The 19333-nt window shown below is 70.1% G+C and carries 9 protein-coding genes; 3 read left to right on the top strand and 6 right to left on the bottom strand.

Going from position 1 to position 19333, the window contains the following annotated elements; all coding sequences use genetic code 11:
* Positions 1-7: 7 nt before the first annotated feature.
* Together QE397_RS11655 and QE397_RS11650 are read right to left on the bottom strand one after the other, a co-directional pair.
* The gene (locus QE397_RS11655; protein WP_307093455.1) at positions 8-949 is read right to left on the bottom strand and encodes a 1-phosphofructokinase family hexose kinase; all 942 of its coding nucleotides are present in this window, start codon (positions 947-949) and stop codon (positions 8-10) included.
* 57 nt (positions 950-1006) lie between these two features.
* A complete protein-coding gene (locus QE397_RS11650; RefSeq protein ID WP_307093454.1) occupies positions 1007-1531 on the bottom strand; it encodes a hypothetical protein in 525 nt (174 codons plus the stop codon).
* Positions 1532-1729: 198 nt separating this feature from the next.
* On the opposite strand from QE397_RS11650, the gene QE397_RS11645 reads away from it, so the two are divergent.
* Positions 1730-5041 carry an error-prone DNA polymerase gene (locus QE397_RS11645; RefSeq protein WP_307093453.1) on the top strand — a complete coding sequence of 1104 codons (3312 nt, stop codon included), beginning with the start codon at positions 1730-1732 and terminating at the stop codon, positions 5039-5041.
* Between the two features lie 22 nt (positions 5042-5063).
* Here the strand turns inward: QE397_RS11645 and QE397_RS11640 are convergent, their stop codons facing one another.
* A complete protein-coding gene (locus QE397_RS11640) occupies positions 5064-5528 on the bottom strand; it encodes a tRNA (cytidine(34)-2'-O)-methyltransferase (protein ID WP_285188645.1) in 465 nt (154 codons plus the stop codon).
* Positions 5529-5582: 54 nt separating this feature from the next.
* Here QE397_RS11640 and QE397_RS11635 point away from each other — a divergent pair, with 54 nt between their 5' ends.
* Both QE397_RS11635 and QE397_RS11630 read left to right on the top strand, forming a co-directional pair.
* Complete coding sequence (locus QE397_RS11635) at positions 5583-6455, top strand: bifunctional methylenetetrahydrofolate dehydrogenase/methenyltetrahydrofolate cyclohydrolase (RefSeq protein ID WP_027503763.1); 873 nt, start codon at positions 5583-5585, stop codon at positions 6453-6455.
* Positions 6456-6577: 122 nt separating this feature from the next.
* On the top strand, positions 6578-6844 hold the full coding sequence (locus QE397_RS11630) for a DUF3017 domain-containing protein (protein ID WP_222646191.1): 267 nt from the start codon (positions 6578-6580) through the stop codon (positions 6842-6844).
* Here the strand turns inward: QE397_RS11630 and QE397_RS11625 are convergent.
* From QE397_RS11625 to QE397_RS11615, 3 genes are read right to left on the bottom strand one after another with little or no spacing between them, the layout of a single operon-like run.
* Positions 6841-7680, bottom strand: a complete 840-nt coding sequence (locus QE397_RS11625) for an ABC transporter permease (protein WP_056447645.1) — start codon at positions 7678-7680, stop codon at positions 6841-6843. The genes QE397_RS11630 and QE397_RS11625 overlap by 4 nt on opposite strands.
* Complete coding sequence (locus QE397_RS11620; RefSeq protein WP_307093452.1) at positions 7677-8684, bottom strand: ATP-binding cassette domain-containing protein; 1008 nt, start codon at positions 8682-8684, stop codon at positions 7677-7679. Before QE397_RS11620 ends, QE397_RS11625 begins: the two co-directional genes overlap by 4 nt.
* The gene (locus QE397_RS11615) at positions 8681-19186 is read right to left on the bottom strand and encodes a non-ribosomal peptide synthetase (RefSeq protein WP_307093451.1); all 10506 of its coding nucleotides are present in this window, start codon (positions 19184-19186) and stop codon (positions 8681-8683) included. Before QE397_RS11615 ends, QE397_RS11620 begins: the two co-directional genes overlap by 4 nt.
* Positions 19187-19333 lie beyond the last annotated feature (147 nt).

Raw genomic sequence — 19333 nt, 5'->3', positions numbered from 1 at the left:
CAGCCGGTCAGGACGAGAAGGGGCGTACCTCGACCGTCGACATGATGGTCTCGACGAGCCCCTGCTGTCCTGTACCCAGTCCGCGGCGGGTCACGTTGGCGGTGCCGGCGGCGCCGCCGAGGGCGAGTGCCTCCTCGATGGACATGCCGCGGGCGAGTCCGGTGGCGATGCCGGCGCTCATGGAGTCGCCCGCACCGTGGTGGTCCGTCTGCTCCAGGTCGGGAGTGACCACCTCGAGCACCGTGCCGTCGACGAGGGCGAGCGCCGGGTCCGCTGCGCGGGAGAGAACCACGATGTCGGCACCCTCGTCGTGCAGGGAGCGCATCGCCTCGATGAGGGCGTCCGGGTCCTCCGACTCCGCGCGTCCGTCCTCGATGAGGTCCTCGTGGCTCATCTTGAGCACGGTGAGACCGCCCTGTAGAGCCGCCGTCGCGGTCGGTCCGGACAGATCTGCGACGACGGGCTTCGACAGCGATCGCAGATCTGTCGTGAGCCGTCGATAGAAGTCTGCGGGTACCACCGACTCGGTGTGCGGGCCCCCCAGCAGCACGATGTCGGACGAGGCTCCGGACTCGAGGGTGATCCCGTAGAGATCGTCGAGCGCGTGCCGGGCCAGGTGCGGGGGATCGATCGTCGCCACCTCGGTGCGGTCGCCGTCGCGCCGGTCGTGGATGTAGGACCCGGATTCGTCACCGATGTCCACGGCACGCACGGTGATGCCCTCGCGGTGGATCAGATCGCGCAGCACGCCGCCGCTCTCGCCGCCGAACGCGCCGGTCAGCGTCACGTCCATGCCGAGGTTGGTGGCCATGCGGGCGATCCAGTGGCCCTGGCCGCCGGCGTGCACGTGGAGTTCGGTGTCGCCGTTCGGCGCTGCGTCCAGGGTGATGGTGAGCAGCGGGGACGGCGCGAAGACGGTGGCGGTGGGCGCGTGTTCGGCAGTCGACATCGCCGTGATGTGCCCGATTCGTCCGTTCCCCAAACCCGCCGTCGAACGGTCGACAGGTCAGCTGCCGAAGGCGTCCGCGAGGTCGTCGAGCGACGGGAAAGCCTGTTCCGGTGCTGCCTCGGGGACCGTGATCACCGTCGACGCCTGCTGGACCGTGTACACGGTCCAGGGCAACACCGTGGCCATGTACTCAGTGAAACCGGGGTAGTCGGACACCCACATCGCCTCGGTCGCGTCGCCGTCCTGGAGTGCGCACGTCGCCAGCACGACGTACGAGCCGGGAGGAACGTCGGACACCGTCTGGGTCGACGTGCCGGGCTCGATGTCACCGCCGTCGTAGAGGGTCTGCCCGGGTCCGAGAATGTCTTCCAGCGGCGGCAGAACGCCGTCCGGTGCGGGGGCCAACGACGTGGCACAGCTGAGGGTGCCGTCGGCAGCAGAGGTGATGGTGTTGGTGACGGACGTGCCGTCGACAGCGAACGAGTAGGTGACGTCGGTGGGTTCCGCCGCGGCCGCGAGACCGGGACTGGCGAGGGCCAGGGGAATCGCTGCTGCAGTGCCGAGAAGGGTTCGGGTGAGCATTCGCACGGCATGTCCTCTTCGTCGTCGATGGTCGCTTCCAGGGGAAGTGTGCAACGGAAGCGGACCATTCGGCACCTTTCGTACCGGGTGTCCCCGTGGGGGTGTGGTTCCGGGCGAGACCACGGTTTCCGTCGACTTGCCGTCGGAGTGGAGGTGATGGTCCAATGGGAACATACGTTCGAAGAGTGGGGGTGCGTCATGGGCTGGAACGACGGGCCGCCCACGTGGACCGAGATGGAGCGTCTGCTCTCGGGAAAGCCCCGCGTCATCGATCCGCTCGCGATGGGCGACGGCGGTGACAGTCCGGCGTGGTCGCGCAAGCGTGATCCCTACGAGGGTGCGGTGGTGCGGCCGCGTGACACCGTTCCCTACGCGGAACTGCACGCCCACTCGTCCTTCAGCTTTCTCGACGGAGCCTCCCAGCCGGAGGAAATGGTCGAGGAGGCCGTACGGCTGGGTCTGGACGCCATCGCGCTGACCGATCACGACGGCATGTACGGCGTCGTGCGGTTCGCGGAGGCGGCACGCGAGTTGGAGATGAAGACCGTCTTCGGGTCCGAGTTGTCGCTCGGTGACCTGGGCATGCCGACCGAATCACGCACCGGCGCAGCCGATCCGGACGGAACTCATCTGCTGGTACTCGCTCGCGGGCAGGAAGGCTACCGACGGCTCTCCCGGGAGATCGCCACCGCGCATCTCGCCGGGGGCGAGAAGGGGCGTCCGCGCTACGACATCGATGCGTTGGCCGAGGCGGCTGGGGGGCACTGGCAGATCCTGACCGGGTGCCGCAAGGGCAGCGTGCGTCGCGCGCTGACCGAGAGCGGGCCGGCGGCGGCAGAGCAGGCACTACGCGAACTCGTCGATAGGTTCGGTCGGGACCGGGTCACGGTGGAGCTGACCCGTCAGGGAATCGCGGAGGACGACGACCGCAACGACGTGCTCGCGGAACTGGCCGAGCGGTTGTCGCTCCCGGTCATCGCGACGACGTCGGCGCACTTCGCGCGGCCGAGTCGGCGCCGACTCGCGATGGCCATGGCCGCGGTCCGTGCGCGGCGCAGTCTCGACGACGCGTCCGGGTGGCTCCCGCCGCTCGGCGGAACCCATCTGCGCTCCGGGGCCGAGATGGCGGCGATGTTCTCCGCCTATCCCACCGCCGTGTCCCATGCCGGGGCGCTGGGGGAGGAGTGCGCGTTCGATCTCCACCTCATCGCGCCGCAGCTTCCGCCGTTCGACGTGCCGGAGGGCCACACCGAGATCACGTGGCTCCACGAGTTGACGATGCGCGGTGCCGAGCGACGTTACGGTCGACGCGAGGACGAACCTGCGGCCTACGCCCAGATCGACCGCGAACTCGCCGTCATCACCGAACTCGACTTCCCCGGCTACTTCCTGGTGGTCCACGACATAGTCGACTTCTGCAAGACGGCCGACATCCTGTGTCAGGGGCGAGGATCCGCGGCTAACTCCGCTGTCTGCTACGCGATCGGCATCACCAACGTCGACCCGGTGCGCAACGGTCTGCTGTTCGAGCGGTTCCTCTCCGTCGAGCGCGACGGCCCGCCGGACATCGACGTGGACATCGAGTCCGACCGTCGGGAAGAGGCCATCCAGCACGTCTACGCCAAGTACGGCCGCGACTACGCGGCGCAGGTGGCCAACGTCATCACCTACCGCGGGAAGTCGTCGGTACGCGACATGGCGAAGGCGCTGGGGGCATCGCAGGGTCAGCAGGACGCGTGGAGCAAGCAGATCACCCGCTGGTCGGGGGTGCCGGGGCGAGACCTGTCCGCCGAGGCCCGCGAGACCACCATCCCGCTCCCGGTGCTCGAACTCGCCGCGCAGATCGAGAACTTCCCACGGCATCTCGGCATCCACTCCGGCGGCATGGTGATCTGCGATCGGCCGATCGCCGACGTGTGCCCCGTCGAGTGGGCGCGCATGGAGAACCGCACCGTGCTGCAGTGGGACAAGGACGACTGTGCCGCAGTGGGTCTGGTGAAGTTCGACATGCTCGGGCTCGGCATGCTCTCGGCGCTGCACTACATGATCGACCTGGTGAAGGAGCACAAGGGACTGCACGTCGATCTCGCCGAACTCGACCTCGGCGAGGCCGCGGTGTACGAGATGCTGCAGCGCGCGGATTCGGTCGGGGTGTTCCAGGTGGAGTCGCGGGCCCAGATGGCGACGCTTCCTCGCCTCAAGCCGCGGGAGTTCTACGACCTCGTCGTCGAGGTGGCCCTCATCAGACCCGGTCCCATCCAAGGACATTCGGTGCACCCGTACGTCCGGCGACGTAACGGACTCGAGCCCGTGACGTTCGACCATCCCTCGCTCGAACGTGCTCTCGAACGCACACTGGGTGTCCCGCTGTTCCAGGAGCAACTGATGCAGATGGCCGTCGACGTCGCAGGGTTCTCGGCCACCGAGGCGGACCAACTGCGCCGGGCCATGGGGTCCAAGCGCAGTCCGGAGAAGATGGACCGCATGCGGCAACGCTTCTACGACGGGATGCGCGACCTGCACGGCATCACCGGCGCCAAGGCCGACCGCATCTTCGACAAGCTCTACGCCTTCGCCAATTTCGGCTTCCCCGAGAGTCATTCGCAGAGCTTCGCGTCCCTGGTCTTCTACTCGTCGTGGTTCAAGCTGCATCACCCGGCGGCGTTCTGTGCCGGGCTGCTCCGCGCTCAGCCGATGGGTTTCTACTCGCCGCAATCGTTGGTGGCCGACGCTCGACGGCACGGTGTCCTGGTGCACGGGCCGGACGTCCGTGCCAGTCTCGCCCACGCCACCGTGGAGAACGACGGCCTCGAGGTGCGCCTGGGATTGTCCGACGTGCGGTCCATCGGGACGGCGTTGGCCGAGAAGATCGTGGCAGCGCGGGAGTCCGGCGGGCAGTTCACGTCTCTGCTCGATCTCACCGGACGTGTCGAACTCTCCGTCACGCAAGCAGAGTCGCTGGCCACCGCCGGCGCCCTGGCGTGTTTCGGTGTGACACGTCGAGAGGCGCTGTGGGCTGCCGGGGCCGCGGCGGCCGAGCGCCCCGACCGGTTGCCCGCTCTCGGTGCGTCGACGCGCGCGCCGTCGCTGCCGGGAATGAGTGCGTGGGAGTTGGCCGCCGCGGACATCTGGGCCACCGGGGTCTCGCCCGACAGCTACCCCACCCAGTTCCTGCGCGAGCGGCTCGACGAGATGGACGTGGTCCCTGCGGACCGCCTGCTGTCGGTGGCCGATGGAGATCGGGTGCTCGTGGCCGGGGCGGTCACCCACCGTCAGCGTCCCGCCACCGCCGCGGGAGTCACGTTCATCAACCTCGAGGACGAGACCGGGATGATCAACGTTGTGTGCTCGGTGGGACTGTGGCAGAAGTACCGCTCCGCGGCGCAGTTGTCACAGGCCCTGTTCATCCGCGGCATCGTGCAGAACGCCGAGGGGGTGGTGACGCTGGTGGCCGACAAGCTCGAGACGCTGGACCTGCGAGTGCTGCTGCGCTCCCGAGACTTCCGCTGATCCTGTGGTCTGTCCAGGAGGGTCAGACGCTGCCCTCGAAGTCGCACTGACGCCAGGCCTCGTAGACGACGACGGATGCGGCGTTGGTGATGTTCATCGACCGGCGCCCGGCGAGCATCGGAATGCGCAGGCGATCGGTGACATGGGGGTCGGCGAGAACCTCCGGTGCCAGACCGGTGGGTTCCGGCCCGAACAGCAGCACGTCGCCGGGCCGGTAGGACACCGACGCGTAGGACGTGGTGGCATGGGCGGTGAAGGCGAAGACCCGCTCGGGCGCGAGGGTGTCCCACGCCGCCTCGAGGTTCGGGTGCACCGTGACCGACGCCAGGTCGTGGTAGTCGAGGCCGGCGCGCCGCAGCTTGGGCTCGGACAGGTCGAAGCCGAGCGGTTCGATCAGGTGCAGCTCACACCCCGTACCGGCGACGAGGCGGATGGCGTTTCCCGTGTTCTGCGGGATACGCGGTTCGTGGAACATCAGACGGAACACCTGATCAGACTGCCACGTCCCACCCGCCTGCCCGAGCGTGGGAAACTGTGCGGTGTGACCGCAACGCGACTGGACGGCAAACTCACCCGCGACGAGATCTTCGTCGACCTCACCGCGCGGGTCACCGCATTGCGCGAGCGTGGGATAACCCCCGGCTTGGGGACGGTGCTGGTCGGTGACGATCCGGGCTCCGCTGCCTACGTGCGCGGCAAGCACAACGACTGCGCGAAGGTGGGCATCGCCTCCATCCGGCGCGACCTCCCGGCGGACGTGTCCAGCGACGAGCTCGACGCCGTCATCGACGGGCTGAACGCCGACCCGGCCTGCACCGGCTACATCGTGCAGCTCCCGCTGCCGAAGCACCTGGACGAGAACCGCGCTCTCGAACGCGTGAACCCCGAGAAGGACGCCGACGGCCTGCATCCCGTCAACCTCGGCCGACTGGTCCTGGGCGAGGACTCCACCCTCCCGTGCACTCCCCGCGGCATCGTGCACCTGCTGCGTCGCTACGACGTCCCCATCGCCGGTGCCCATGTGGTTGTCGTCGGACGCGGCGTGACCGTCGGCCGGCCTCTCGGGCTCATCCTCACGCGCCGCTCCGAGAACGCCACCGTGACGCTGTGCCACACCGGTACCCGTGACCTGGCCACCGAGGTGCGGCGCGCGGACATCGTCGTCGCCGGTGCCGGCGTCGTCGGACTGATCACCCCGGACATGGTCAAGCCCGGTGCCGCGGTCATCGACGTCGGCGTCTCACGCACCGACGACGGGCTGAAGGGCGACGTGGCCGACGGTGTCGACGAGGTCGCCGGCTTCCTGTCCCCGAATCCCGGCGGCGTCGGACCCCTCACGCGCGCCTTCCTGCTGAGCAACGTCGTCGAGCGCGCGGAGCGCATGCTGGCCGCATCGGAGTCGGTCTCGTCATGAGCGGGAAGGCCGGAGGCCGGTCGGTGACGGGCGGGGAGGCCGGAGGCCGGTCGGTGACGGGCGGGAAGGCCGGAGGCCGGCCGTTCGTGAGAAAGCCGACGCGGCGGAGGCCGGCGCGGGACATGCTCCGGCGCAGCATCCCGGTGGTCGCCGTCGTGCTGGTGATCGTCGTCGCCGTGGTCCTGGTGCTCGCCGACCGGTGGCGCCGCGGCGCGTTCGTGTTCGGTGTCGCGACCCTGATCGCCGCCGGGTGCCGGTTATGCCTCGGAAGTGAGCGTGTCGGGATCCTGGCCGTGCGGTCGCGTGCCTTCGACACCTTCTCCCTGGCTGCTGTGGGCAGCGCGGTGGTGTGGCTCGCCGTCTCGATCGATCCGCTCGGGACGGACTAGCCCTCGCGTGAGCGGGTCACCCGCAATGTCAACGGGACGAAGATCGCGAGGATCAGCAGCGAGACGATCACCGAATACAGCATCGGGTGTGTCGACGCCCAGTTGATCGGTTCGCGGATCGCGACGGACGGCGCGGTGGGATTGCCGAACGACTCGCGCGTCGACCGGGCCACCGAGGTGATCGGATTCCACTGTGCGACAGCGCGGAGCGGACCCGGCAGCGTCGAGGACGGCACGAACGCGGACGAGATGAACGTGATCGGGAACAGAATGATCATGAGCGCGCTCTGGGCACTCTCGGCAGTGCTGGCGACGGATCCGACCACGGCGCCGATCCACGACATGGCGAAGCCGAAGAACATCAGCAGCAGTACGGCGCCCAGCGCGTCGAGAGCGCTCCCGCGGATACGCCACCCGACGGCGTAGCCCGCGCCGATCATCACGGCGATGCTCACCACCGACACGAGCATGTCGGAGAGAGTGCGCCCCAGCACGATGGACAGACGCGACATCGGTAGTGAGTGGAACCGGTCGACGATGCCCTCCTTGCTGTCGGTCGCGAGCCCGATGGCCGTGAACGCGGCGCTGAACACGACGGTCTGCGTGAAGATGCCGCCCATGAGGAACTCGCGGTAGGTGGCACCGCCCAGTGCTCCGCCGAAGACGTAGCTGAAGAGCAGGACGAACATGAGGGGCTGAATCGTCGCCCCGAGCAACAACTGTGGGACACGCAGGATGGTCAGCAGGTTGCGCTGGGTCATGGTCACGCAGTCGACGAGGAAGCTGGACGCGTTCTGTTCCCGGACGCCGCGGGGACCGACCAGTTCGGCGGTCATGCGGTGGCCGTCGCGAGGGAGGGGGCGGCGGGGGAGGCGCTACCGGTCGACTGGAAGAAGACGTCGTTGAGATCGGGCACGTTCACCCGCGCGTCGCCGACACGGATACCGGTGCCGTGCAGGCGACTCAGCACGTCGACCATGGATTCGCTGCCCCACGGCGCATCCACCGTGAACCACCCGGCGGACGCAGAGGCGCGGTGCACGCGGAAGTTCATCCGCGGGAGCAGATCCGCTGCCAGGCGCAGGTCACGAGGGTCGGCGAGGCGCACCTCGACGGACGGCGGACGGACGCGCGACTTCAGATCGGACGGGGTGCCCCTGGCCACGACGACACCGCCGTCGACGACGACGATCGCGTCGGCCAGTCGGTCGGCCTCCTCGAGATACTGGGTGGTGAGCAGCACTGCCGTTCCGTCCGCCTTGAGGTCGGTGACGATGTCCCACATGTCGTTCCGACTGCGGGGGTCGAGACCGGTGGTGGGTTCGTCGAGCACGATGAGCGGTGGCCGCGCCACCAGCGCGCCCGCCAGATCGAGACGACGGCGCATACCGCCGGAGAATGTGGAGACCGAGCGGGTTCCCGTGTCGTCGAGGCGGAACCGGGTGAGGAGCTCGCGCGCCCGCGCGCGTGCGTCTCTGCTGCTGAGCCCGTAGAGCCGCCCGAGCATACGGAGGTTCTCGTAGCCGGTGAGCCGACCGTCGACGGCGGCGTACTGGCCGGACAGCCCGATGAGCCCACGCACGGTGCGCGGGTCCTTCACGGCGTCCACGCCCGCGACGTGGACGGAACCCGACGTGGGCCGGATCAGCGTCGCGACGATCCGCACCGTGGTGGTCTTGCCGGCGCCGTTGGGGCCGAGTACCGCGGTGACCTGTCCCGCAGCGGCCGTGAGGTCGACGCCGTCGAGGGCCCGGTGCGTGTTACGTCGTCCCGTGTAGTCCTTGACCAACGATCGGACGTCGACGGCGAGAGTCGCTCCTCCGGAGAAACCGGCGGTCACCGGGCACCGGCGAGCAGCGCCGGACGCACACCGCCGAGGCGACGTGCGACGGCGGCCAGCGCGTCCGGCGTGCCCATCGCGTTGTGCGGGACGTCGACGGGGTAGTCGGTGATCGACCCGGCGATGTAGCGCCGCCATGCCCACGGCGTGAGGGTGGGATCGGAATCGACGGTCGCGGAGAAGAACTGGAGATCGCCCGAGAACCGGGCCGGGGTGTGGTCGTGGCCGAGGTCGACGAAAAGCTGGTAGCGCTCGTACAGCCGTCGCATCTGCCCCTCGTCGAGATGGGCGGTCGGTCCCCCCGCGCCGCGGATCATGGCGATGGCCTCGTCGAGATCGATGTCGTCGTCGACGGTCACCTCGAGAGGAAGGAACTCACGCATCAGCGACGCCACGGACATCTCGGTGCGCGGGCGGTCGCTGCCGGCGAGGGGATACGCGTCCATGACGAACAGTTCGACCTCGTCGCCGAGCTTCTCGATCTCCACGGCCATCGCGTGGGCGATGAGACCGCCGAGTGACCACCCGAGGAGTCGATAGGGGCCGGTGGGGAACTGGGCGCGCACGGTGTTGACGTAGTCGCGCGCGATCTCCGCGACCGACGCGGGCTCGGGTGCGGGGATGCCGATGCCGCGGGCCTGCAGACCCAGCACCGGGATCGACGGATCGAGGTGTGGCAGCAGTCCGGTGTAGCTCCAGGAGAGCCCGATCGCCGGATGCACGCAGATGAGGGGAGTCACACCGTCGTCGCCGGCACGCAACGGCAGCACCGCGTCGGTGCTGGTGCGGCGGACCGGCGGCTTCGGGGTGCGAGCGGACGGCTCGGCGACGGGCGGGGGTGCCGCGTGTGATCCGGTCCTCGTGGCGGTTCCGTTGGCTGCGGACCCGTTCGTGCCCGAGCCGTTCGTGGAGGAACCGTTCGCGTGGCTGCCGCCGTCGCCTCGGGTGCCGTGATTGTCGTCGAGCATGATCAGCTCCTGTAAGCGAGCGGACAACGCAGCCGGGGTGGCTGCGTCGAAGAACCAGGTGACGTCGATGGAATCGGGGTCGACGTCGGTAGCGATGTCGGCACGGAGGCGCTCGCGTAGGACGTCCATGACCCGCACCGCGGCGAGGGAGTTCCCGCCGAGAGCGAAGAAGTCGTCGTCCGGGCCGACGGCGTCCACCCCGAGCACGTCGGCGAAGACGCTCCGGACGGTGTCGAGCAACGACCGGGCGGGCGCGATCGCCGTGGCGGTGGTCGTCCGGGTAGGTGCGGCGCTCAGATGATCCGGAGCCAGCGGTTCGAGCCGGCCCAGGGGGATGAGCAGTGCGCGTCGGTCGACCTTGCCGTGCGGGGTGCGCGGCAATGACGAATGCACGGTGACCGTCGCGGGGACGAGGGCACGGGGGAGCTTCTCGGCGGCGAAGCTCCGCAGGGCGGCGGAGTCGACGGTGCCGTGCACCGTGACGTGTGCCGCGAGCGCCGCGCCGACGGAGTTCTCCTCGACGACGACGGCCACCGACGTCACGGCCGGATGTGCGGCCAGCACGGCCTCCACCTCGGCGGGTTCGATGCGGACACCGCGGATCTTCCTCTGGGTGTCCGATCGGCCCGTCATCTCGACCATGCCGTCGGATGCGACCCGCACCAGGTCGCCGGTGCGGTACGTCCGGCCGCCCGGGCGGCCGGACGGGTCGGCCACGAAGCGTGCCGCCGTGAGCCCCGGGCGTCCCGGATAGCCCTGTGCCACTCCGGGTCCGGAGACGTACAGCTCACCCACGTCGCCGTCGGCGACCTCGGCAAGTGTCGTGTCGAGCACGCGCAGGGCGGTCCCGGGCACGGCGAGTCCGATGTGGGGTGCGCGGCCGGCGCGCTGGACGCCCATCGTCGCCGCCACCGTGGTCTCGCTGGGGCCGTAGGCGTTGACCATGCGGCGACCCGGGGCCCACGCCTCGAGCAGAGCCGCGGGAAGCGCCTCGCCGCCGGTGCCCACCGACCGCACGCCGGACACGGTGTGAGGATCCAGGGTCGCCAGCGCGGCAGGCGTCAGGAACAGCACGTCCACGCGCTCACGCTCGATCAGGGCCTCGAGCGCCCTGCCGGCGTAGGCGGCGGGCGGCGCGACCACGGACGTCGATCCGCGGATCACCATCAGCAACATCTCGAGGATCGCCGCGTCGAACCCCGGTGACGCTGCGTGCAGGACGCGAGACGTCCGGTCGGTGTCGAACGCGGTTCCGAGGGCGACGGCGAGGCTCTCGATGCCGCGATGGGTGACGCCGACGGGTTTCGGGCGCCCGGTCGTTCCCGAGGTGTAGACGAGGTAGGCGACGTCGTCGAGGCTGCGCCGGACCGCGGCCGGCAGGGCCGCGTCGGGCGTGGAGGGGTGATCGGGCGTTCCGTCGGTGTCGAGGGTCCACCACCTGACGGCGTCCGGCGCGACGACGGGATCCGAGGCGACTCGCAATGCCAGGACGGGTTTCGCGTCGTCGAGGATGTAGCTCAGACGTTCCTCGGGATACGTCGGATCGAGAGGGAGGATCGTCGCACCGGTCCTCGCGACGGCCCAGAACGCCGTCACCGAGGACGCGGACCGGCTCATCGCGAGCGCCACGGTGCGTCCGGGCCCGGCGCCGGCCGCGCGGAGGCGGTCGGCGAGAGCGTCTGCAGCGGTGAGGAGTTCACCGTAGGTGCGGGTGCCCTCGGGAGCGACGACGGCCACGCGCTCCGGGGAGTCGCGCGCGACACGCTCGACGAGTACGTCCAGGAACTCCGTCTCGGACGGGAGGCGGGACGGGCCCGTGAGGCTCGCGATCGACAGTGCGGGATCGGACGTGGCGCGGTCCAAGGTGTCCACCACGGCGTCGGCCAGGTGACGAGCGGTGCTGGGCAGGAACAGGTCTCGGGCATAGGTGACCGACACGTCGGCACCACCGTCCGTCCGGGCGCGGACGGTCACGACGAGATCGAAGGCGGATCGCTCCACGGGCAGGCGGAGCGCGGAGACGATGCGCCCGCCTAGATCGAGGTGCAGCGGCGGTGCGGCGTGGACCGAGAGCATGATCTGTACGATCGGGTGGCGTGCCGGATGACGTTCGGGCTGCAGTGTCGACACCAGCGTCTCGAACGGAACCGCGGCATGGTCGAGCGCCGCGAGATCGCGGTCCCGCACCAGCTCGACGACCTCGTCGAAGGTGGATGCCAACGACACCGGCACCCGCAGCGCGAGGGTGTTCACCGCCATGCCGACCATCGACTCGGCTCCGGCGCGGTCCGCGTAGGGGGTGCCGACGACGACGTCCGCCGTTCCGAGCAGCGGGTCGATCCCGGGGGTGTGCGCGGCCAGCACCGCGGCCAGTGCTGCGTGCACCACCATGAACTCGGTACCGCGGTGATCGGCCGCACAGGCGAGCACGCGTTCGCGGACCTGCGGACTCAGGACCGCGTCGACGACGTCGGCGCGGCCGGTGGGCCGGTCGGGGCGCGGGCTGTCCAGCGGTACCGAGTGCACGGGGGGAGCGCCGTCCAGGGCGGAGCGCCAGAAGTCGACGGCGCGGGTGTGGTCGGCGCTGCCCACCGAGAGTGTGAGTGCCAGCGCGTGATCGATGTACTGCACCGGCTCCGTCGGCCACACCGGTGCGACTCCCGTGCGGCGAGCCTCGTAGGCCAGCAGCAGGTCGGTGGTGAGCGGCGCCACCGATTCGCCGTCGGCGGCGATGTGATGGACTGCGACGCCGACGACGTGGCTGTGCTCCGACAGGCGCACCACGACGGCACGGACGGGAGCCTCGATCGCGAGATCGAACCGTCGCCGGGCGACGTCGTCGAGTGCCGCCTGCACCTCGGGCGCCGACGGATCGAGGTCGGAGTCGGAGGGAGTGACCAGCTCGACGGAGACGGGAGCGGCGTCGAGGACCACCTGCACCGGCTCGCCCGCGACCGTGGGATACACGGTGCGCAGCGATTCGTGCCGCGCGACCACGTCGTTCACGGCTGCACCGACGGCGTCGACGTCGAGCGGACCCTCCACGAGCAGTCCGGCCACGATCGTGTACGCCGTGGCGGTGCTCGCCACCTTCGACGAGAACCACATCGACAGCTGCGCCGGCGTCAGCGGGACGGGATCGGGTCGCTCCGCGGGTGTCACCGCGGCGGCCGATGGGAGGGTGCCCGGATCTGTTGTCACGTCGGCGAACTCGGGCAGTTCGGCGAGCTCGGCGACCGTCGGTCGATCGAAGATGGTGCGCACGGCGACGGGCACACCGGTGACCTCGGTGATGCGCGCCGCGTAGCGCGTCGCGGTCAGCGACGTTCCGCCGAGCGCGAAGAAGTCCGCTGTGACACCGACCCGCTCGACACCCAGGACCTGCGCGAGCACACCCGCGAGGGCTGCCTCCGCGGCGGTTCCGGGAGCGCGGTCGTCCTCGTCGACGAGGACGGACGGCATCGGCAACGCCGCACGGTCGAGCTTGCCCACCGGTGTCAGCGGAAACGCGTCCACGACGACGATCGCGGTGGGCACCATGTGACGCGGCAGCCGAGTGCGGGCGAGGCGGAGCAGATCGTTCGATCGCAGGGCGGCCGGCTCGTCGACGACGGGATGGACGAAGGAGACGAGCAGGGTCTCGCCGGTCGGTCCGGGCGTCGTCAGCGTGACGGCTCCACCGACACCCGGTGCCGACGCGAGCACGGCGTCGATCTCGCCGAGCTCGATCCGCAGACCACGGATCTTGACCTGGAAATCGCTGCGACCGGTGATGCGGACGACCGGTTCGCTGCTGTCGGGATCGGCCGCGAAGGTCCACCGGGCCAGGTCGCCGGTGCGGTAGGTCCGGCTTCCCGGCGGGCCGAACGGGTCGGCGACGAAGCGTGTCGCCGTGAGACCCGGCCGGTCGAGGTAACCCCGTGCGAGTTGTACTCCGGCGAGGTGCAGTTCGCCCTCGACTCCGGGCAGCACCGGTTGCAGCGAGGCGTCGAGCACGGTTGCCCGCATCCCGGCCACGGGGCGCCCGAGTGCGACGTCGTCACCCTCGTGCAGCGTCCTGGCGTGGGTGCAGATCGCGGTCTCGGTGGGCCCGTAGATGTTGATGACGGTGCGTCCGGGCGCGACCGCATCGAGCAGTTCCGAGCCGAAGTTCTCGCCGCCGACGCCGAGTGCGGACAGCAGCACCGGGTCGCCGGGGACGAGGTCGTCGGCGGAGAGCGTCGACAGGACGGAGGGGGTGAGGAAGCAGTGCGTCACGTCGTGGCGGCGCAGCAGCGTCGCCAGTTCCGTACCGCCCACGACTCCGGGGGGCACCACCACCAGCGCGCCTCCGGATCCGAAGGCGAGGCCCAGTTCCAGCATCGAGGCGTCGAAACTGGGAGAGGCGAAGGCGTGCACGCGGGCGTCGGTGTCCGCCCCGTAGGCGCGCACCAGTTCGCTGGTGATGTTCGCGTATCCCTGACGTGTGACCTGAACGCCCTTGGGGCGTCCGGTCGTTCCCGACGTGTAGGTGACGTAGGCCGTGCAGCCGAGCGGAACCACCCAGCCACCGTCGTCGGGACACGTCGGGACGTTCTCCTCGGCGAACAGTGAGTCGGTCGTGGACCACAGGAAGCCGTCGCTCGGGACGTCCGAGGGATCGGAGCACACGGCGTGCAGCGTCTTGCTGTCCCGCACCATGAACGAGCGCCTGTCCGCCGGGTAGTCGGGATCGACCGGCACGATGGCACCGCCGGCGCGTGAGACGGCGAGGATCGCGGCCACCGACTCGGTCGAGCGTCGCAGCAGGCCGATCACACGCGTGTCGGCGGAGACGCCGTTGTCGACGAGGCGTGCGGCGCCGCGGGCGACGAGTGCCTCGAGCTCTGCGTAGGTGGTCCGCCGGTCGCCGTCGACCACGGCCACCGCGTCCGGAGTGGCCTCGGCGTGATGCGCCACGAGAGCGTCGAGCGCGGAGGTCGAGTCCGTCGACCGAGCTCGCGCTCGTTCCCGCATCGGTACCGTCGCCGCGCGCTCGGGAGGCAGCAGGACGTCGATGTCGGCGACGAGCGCGTCGGGGTCGGCGGCGATCGCGTCGAGCACGGCCAGCAGTCGATCGAGGACTGCCCGCGCGGTGCGCTCGTCGAACAGGTCGGTGGCATAGGTGAGATCGATGCTCGACCGCGGGCCGGCATGCCCGGGTGACTCGTCGAGCACCAGTTCCAGGTCGTACTTCGCCCGCGCGACGTCGATCCCGTGGGCGGTCACCCGTGCATCGCCCACCGCGCCCGACGTGTCCGGCGTGCTGCGGGTGGTGAGCATGACGTCGAACAGCGGGTGGCGGCCCGGAGTGCGCGGTGGGTCGAGGAGATCGACGAGGGTGTCGAAGGGCATGTCCGCTCGGGCCAACGCGTCCAGGTCGGCCGCCCGCACGGCGTCGAGATGGTCGGCGACGGTCGCCGCGCCGTCGACCACGGTGCGCAGCACCACGGAATTGACGAACATGCCGACGACCCCGTCGAGGTCCGGGTGATCGCGTCCGGCGACGGCGGTGCCGATGGTGACGTCGTCGCCTGCTCCGGACCGACTCAGCACCAGGACCAGTGCGGCGTGCACGATCATGAAGTGGGACAGACCGACTCGGCGGGCGAGGGCATCGACGTGCACTCCACGATCGCCGTCGAGGACGACGGACACCGTCGCGCCCTGTCCGGACGGTTCCGCGCGACGCGGGCGATCGGCACCGGGAGTGGGGACGTCGGGGAGATCCGCGAGCGCGTCGGCCCACCAGGCCGCGGACGTCGCGAGAGCCGACTCCGGATCGTCCGCGGACCCGAGTGCCAGCCGCTTCCATTCCGAGGCGTCGGCGTACTGCACGGGCAGCGGGGACCACGCCGGGGTGCGACCCTCGAGCCGCGCGGAGTACGCGACGACGAGGTCCGTGGCCAGCACGCCGAGCGACCACCCGTCGACACACACGTGGTGGAGGACGAGAGCCAGGACGTGATCGGCCGCCGGTCCGGACGTGCCGGCGACGCGAACGATCCGGGCGCGCAGGGGCAGGTCGACGGCGAGATCGAAGGGGCGGGACGCGACGTCCGTCAGCGCCGGGAGGACGGCGTCCGTGTCCGGCGCGTCGAGCACGTCGACATCGAACAGAGCTGTGGCCGTGTCGATGTCGAGGACACGCTGCACGGGGCCGTCGACGGCGTCGTCGCGGTCGAAGAGTGTGCGCAGGCTCTCGTGACGATCGAGGACGTCGAGAAGCGCGGCCCGCGCCGCCTCGACCGAGAACGTACCGGTGACGCGGAGAGCGAGCGGCACGTGATAGGTCGCCGACGGCCGGTACTGCTCGATCCACCACATGCTGCGCTGGGACGGCGAGGCGGGGATCGGCACGGAACGGTCGACGGGCACGGGGCCGTCCTGATCGCCGGTGGACGGGGTGCCGTCGTCCAGGTGCAGTGCGAGCGCTTCGACCACGGGATGCCGGAACACCTCGCGAACCCCGAGGGCATGGCCCCCCACCGCGGAGATCCGGGCGGCGACCCTCGTCGCGAGCAGGGAGTTGCCGCCCAGTTCGAAGAAGTCGTCGGTGGCGGCCACGTCGTCGAGGCCGAGGACGTCGGCGAGGACGCTCGCCACCAGGAGTTCGTTCTCCGATTCCGGAGCGCGCGCGGGACGGCTCTCACGGGCACGCGGTTCGGGGAGGCGTCGCCTGTCGATCTTGCCGTTCGGCGTCAACGGCATCTCGTCGAGGATCGTGAGCCGGTTCGGCACCATGTAGTGGGGGAGCAGAAGAGCGAGATCGTCGAGCAGCGTGTCGGCGACGGCGCCCGCGTGCGTCATGCGCACGTAGCCCTCGACGGTGCGGAGGGTGCCGTCACCGCGGACCACCACGGCGGCGTCCGCGACGTCGGGCAGCGCGCGCAGCGCCTCCTCGATCTCGCCGAGCTCGATCCGGAATCCGCGCACCTTCACCTGGCTGTCCCGGCGCCCGAGGTAGACCAGGGTGCCGCGGGAGGTCCACTTCACCAGATCGCCTGTGCGGTAGAGCCTGTCGGAGTGTCCGAACGGATCGGCGACGAAACGTTCGGACGTGAGGGCGGTACGGCCGAGGTACCCGCGAGCGATGCCGGTACCGCCGAGGTAGAGCTCACCCACACAGCCGGGCGGTGTCAGTGCGAGCGAGCTGTCGAGGACGAAGGCGCGGATACCCGGGTAGGGCGACCCCAGCTCCACCTCGTGTTCGGCGACCAGGGGACCGAACGTCACCGCCACCGTGCTCTCGGTCGGCCCGTACACGTTGACCATCCGGCGTCCGGGCGCCCACTCGTCCACCAGCGCGACCGGGACGACGTCCCCGCCGACTCCGATGGCACGCGGACGCGCGCCCGGCGCCACAGGAACGGTGGCGAGGGCCGAGGGCGTGATGAAACCGGCGTCGATGCGCTGGGAGTCGAGCACCTCGGCCAGCGCCTCGCCCCCGTGCACGTCGGTCGGCACGACGACCAGCGTCCCGCCGGACCCGAAGGCCAGCACCATCTCGAGGACGGAGGCGTCGAATCCCGGTGACACGAAGTGCATCACCCGCGCGCCGCGCGGCAGGCGGTGCGCCGAGACGGCCGCGTACGTCATCGCGGCGAAGCCCCGGTGCGTCACCGCGACGCCCTTCGGCGTCCCCGTGCTGCCGGAGGTGTAGATCACGTAGGCGAGGTCGTCCGGTCCGGGGCGCCGTGCTCCGACGAGGCCCTCGCCGGTGAGCGGTGCTCTGTCCTCGTCGACGAGGACCCATTCGACCTGCGCGGGAAGCGAATTCACCAGTGCGCTCGTCGTGATGCCGACCAGTGCGCCGCTGTCGCCGATGATGGTGGTGATCCGGTCGGCAGGCAGGGCGGGGTCGACCGGCACGTACGCGCCGCCCGCTTTCGCGATGGACCAGGCCGAGGTGACGGACGCGTGGGAGCGGGGGAGCGCGGACACGACCATGACGTCGGGACCGACACCCAGATCCAGCAACTCGCGGGCCAGGGCGTCCGAGCGGCGGTCGAGCTCGGGATAGGAGAGTGCGATGTCGCCGTCGACGACGGCGGGCACCTTCTCGCCCAGCACCAGCCCGTGCGTGAGGATGTCGGCGAACGTGGCGAACGGCGGCACCAGCGGATCGAGTGCCGGCAGGACGGCGGCGCGGTCCTCGTCGGTCACGAGGGACAGCGCGCGCAGCGGTGTGTCGACGTCGGCCTCGGCGAAGTCGACGAGGAAGCGGGCGAACCGTTCGCTGTGGACGACCAGTTCGTCAGCCGTGTACAGGGCGGGGTTGCCCTCGAGGTCCACCCGCAGGCGACCCGTGGTGGTGCTCTCGTGCACCGTCACGGCCATGTCCGCGGTCGGTCCGGAGGTCAGTAGTTCGAGATCGGCCGGGATGTCGCCCAGCACCACACGTTCGCCGAACATCATGAGGTTGATGGTGGGACCGAGGGTGACGCCGGGGGCACCGAGCAGGTGGGCGATCTCCGAGGCGGGAAGCAGCTGGTGACGGAGTGATTCGCTGACGCGGTTCCCGACCTCGCGGACCACCGAGCCGATGTCGACGCCGCCGCCGCAGTGCGCGGGCACGGGTACCGCGTTGGCGGCCATGGACGCCGATTCGCGCATCCACGACGTCACGCGGGCGGCCATCGGCATCGTCAGGACGACGTCGGGTGTGTCGGTGACACGCGCGAGGAACGCGGCGAACGCGGCGGCGACGACGACCGCGACGGTGGATCCGTGACGCTCCGCCGCGTCGTGAACCGTCCGGTCCGCCGAGGTACCGAGCAGCGTGTCGCAGCGGTGGTTGAACGCGGACGGCGGCGCGACCCGCCCGGACATCGAGACCGGCTCGCCGAGGACGTCGCGCAGACCGGCCCAGTGGGCTCGATCGCGCTCGTACCGCGACGACGCCCGGTAGCGCGCCTCGGCCTCGGCGAAGGCTCGGGGATGCCGTGCTCGCGAACGCGGTGGATCCTCGCCGCGTACCAGCGCGGTGTAGATCTCGGCGGTGCGAGCGGCGGCGACCGAGGCTCCGTAGCCGTCGATGGCCACGTGATGGCCGCGGGCGTACCAGTAGTGGTGGTCCTCGGCCAGGGTGATGACGGCGGTGTAGCCCAGCGCGTCCCGATACATGTCGAGGGGACGGGTGAACTCCGTCATGATCTCGGCCGCCGCCTCCTCGGGAAACTCGTCGTCGCTGACGTCGATGCGATCGAGGTCGATGTCGAGGAGCGAGAGGTCGAGCCGCTGGCGGAGCGAGTCGGAGTCGACGCGCTCGTCCTGCGCGTCACTCGTGACGAGTCGGGTGAGCATCGAGCCGGTGTCGAGAGTGGCGAGGCGCATGGCCTGCTCGAGAAGGTCGACGTCGAGCGGGCCGCGGATGTCCATGTAGTGCGCGACGGCGAAGGTGACCTCGGGGTCGAGTTCCTGCAGCAACCACATGTCCCGCTGCGCGCGGGTGAGATCGAAGACCTCCGTGTAGTCGTCCGCTCCCGCGCCCGAGCCCGGGTGATCGTCCGACATGCTGTTCCCCCGGCTCGCTCGCATCCCCACGGTGGGCCCTTCGGTCACCGCAGCGTCGAGCGCTGCGGTGCAGACCACACGATGTCGAACACTAACAAACCAGAAACTTGATTTCCCTCGTCCTCGAGGACTTCAGGTTTCTTTGTG

Origin of the sequence: Rhodococcus sp. SORGH_AS_0301, from assembly GCF_030818285.1 — a bacterium.
GTDB lineage: Bacteria > Actinomycetota > Actinomycetes > Mycobacteriales > Mycobacteriaceae > Rhodococcoides.
The sequence above is the reverse complement of the archived record's forward strand: the minus strand, read 5'-3'. Positions and strand labels throughout refer to the sequence as shown.